The 2,041-nt window shown below is 74.2% G+C and carries 1 protein-coding gene; it reads right to left on the reverse strand.

Features of this window, described 5'->3' with window-relative positions; genetic code table 11:
- Nucleotides 1–20 precede the first annotated feature (20 nt).
- Nucleotides 21–2,041 (reverse strand): alpha-glucan family phosphorylase (glgP, locus tag E1283_RS35630; RefSeq protein ID WP_132822301.1); only part of this gene is annotated, 2,021 nt, incomplete at its 5' end.

Consider the following 2,041-nt stretch of genomic DNA (forward strand, 5'->3'; position numbering starts at 1 on the left):
GGGTGGGGGGAAACCCCCGGTCAGCCGACGGCCGGTAGGAGTTCCGGGGTCTCGCCGTCCGGCAGCCTGGTCAGGCCGAGCTCGGGCCGCGACGCCAGGAGCGGATGCGTCGGCAGCACCCGCACCGTGTAGCCGAAGGGCCCGGTCCGGTGGAGGGGAAGCTCGCCGGTGTAGGTCCACCGGCTCGACAGGTCGGGCCCGCCCTCCGGTTTCAGTGAGACGTACACCGGGTCGGCCAGCGTGTCGTCGCCGTTCACCCGGCCGGTGACGGCCTGGACCTCGACCTCCGAGGGTTCGAGGTCGCCGAGTGCGACCCGCACCCGCAGGGACACCGTGCCGCCGAGGGTCGGCGCTTCCGCGCCCGGTTCGACGTGGTCGACGGTGACCCGGGGCCATTCGCGGCGGGCGCGGGCCGCGAAGCCGGCGAGTTCGCCGGCCGCGTCGGCGGTGAGCGCCCGGTGGGAGCGGGCCGCCGGCGCGTAGTAGTCGGCGATGTACTCGCGGAGCATCCGCTCCGCCGGCACCAGCGGCCCGAGGCGGTCGAGGGTGGCGCGGACCATCTCGACCCAGCGGCTCGGCACTCCGCCACCGCCCACGCCGCGGTCGTAGAAGCAGGGCGTGACCTGCTCGGCGAGCAGCCGGTAGAGCGCCGCGGCCTCCAGCGCGTCGCGCCGCTCGGGCTCGGAGGCGGCGAGTCCGTCGGCGGTGGGGATCTCCCAGCCGAAGTCGGGGTCGAACCACTCGTCCCACCAGCCGTCCCGCACCGAGAGGTTGAGGCCGCCGTTGAGCGCGGACTTCATGCCCGAGGTGCCGCACGCCTCCAGTGGTCGCAGGGGGTTGTTGAGCCAGACGTCGCAGCCGGCGTAGAGCGAGCGGGCCATCGCCATGCCGTAGTCGGGGAGGAAGACGATCCGGTGCCGCACCTCGGGGTCGTCGGCGAACCGCACGAGTTCCTGGATGAGCCGCTTGCCGCCGTCGTCGGCGGGGTGGGCCTTGCCGGCGACCACGATCTGGACGGGGCGCTCGGGGTGCAGGAGCAGCGCGCGGAGCCGGTCACGGTCGTGCAGCATCAGGGTGAGCCGCTTGTAGGCGGGGACGCGGCGGGCGAAGCCGAGGGTGAGCACGTCGGGGTCGAGGACGCCGTCGACCCAGCCGAGTTCGGCCTGGCCGGCGCCGCGTTGCCGCCAGGCGGTGCGCACCCGGGTCCTGACCTCCTGGACCAGTTGTTCGCGCAGGGTGCGGCGCAGCTCCCACAGTTCGGCGTCGCCGAGCTTGGTGTGCTGGGCGCGTTGCATGGCGTCGGCGGTCCAGGTGGGCGCGTGCACCCCGTTGGTGACGGAGCCGATCGGCACCTCCTCGGGGTCGAAGCCGGGCCACAGGCCGGAGAACATGCCGCGGCTGACGCTGCCGTGCAGTCGGGAGACGCCGTTGGCGCGCTGCGCGGTGCGCAGGCCGAGCACCGCCATGTTGAACTGCGGCGGGGCCGCCTGGTCTCCTCCGGACATGTCGGTGCCGGCGACGTCGGTGCCGGCGATGGCGGCCGGCTCGCGGCCGAGGTCGAGGAGGGCCTGCTGGTCGACGGTGGTGAGTTCGGCGCCGTCGCCGAGGTGGCGGGCGACGAGTTCCTCGGGGAAACGGTCGATGCCGGCCGGGACCGGGGTGTGGGTGGTGAAGACGGTGCCGGCCCGGACCGCGTGCAGGGCGGCGTCGAAGTCGACTCCGTAGTCGCCGAGTTCGCGGATCCGCTCGGGGCCGAGGAAGCCGGCGTGGCCCTCGTTCATGTGGAAGACCTCGGGTTCGGCGTGGCCGGTGATCCGGCAGAAGGCGCGGACCGCGCGGACGCCGCCGATGCCGAGCAGCATCTCCTGGAGCAGTCGGTGTTCGCTGCCGCCGCCGTAGAGCCGGTCGGTGACGTCGCGTTCGGCGGGGCCGTTCTCGGCGAGGGCGGAGTCGAGGAGCAGCAGGGGGACGCGGCCGACGAGGACCTGCCAGATCCGGGCGGTGAGGGTGCGGCCGCCGGGGAGGGCGAGCCGGACGAGGG

Source organism: Streptomyces hainanensis (assembly GCF_004348415.1).
GTDB classification, from domain to species: domain Bacteria; phylum Actinomycetota; class Actinomycetes; order Streptomycetales; family Streptomycetaceae; genus Streptomyces; species Streptomyces hainanensis.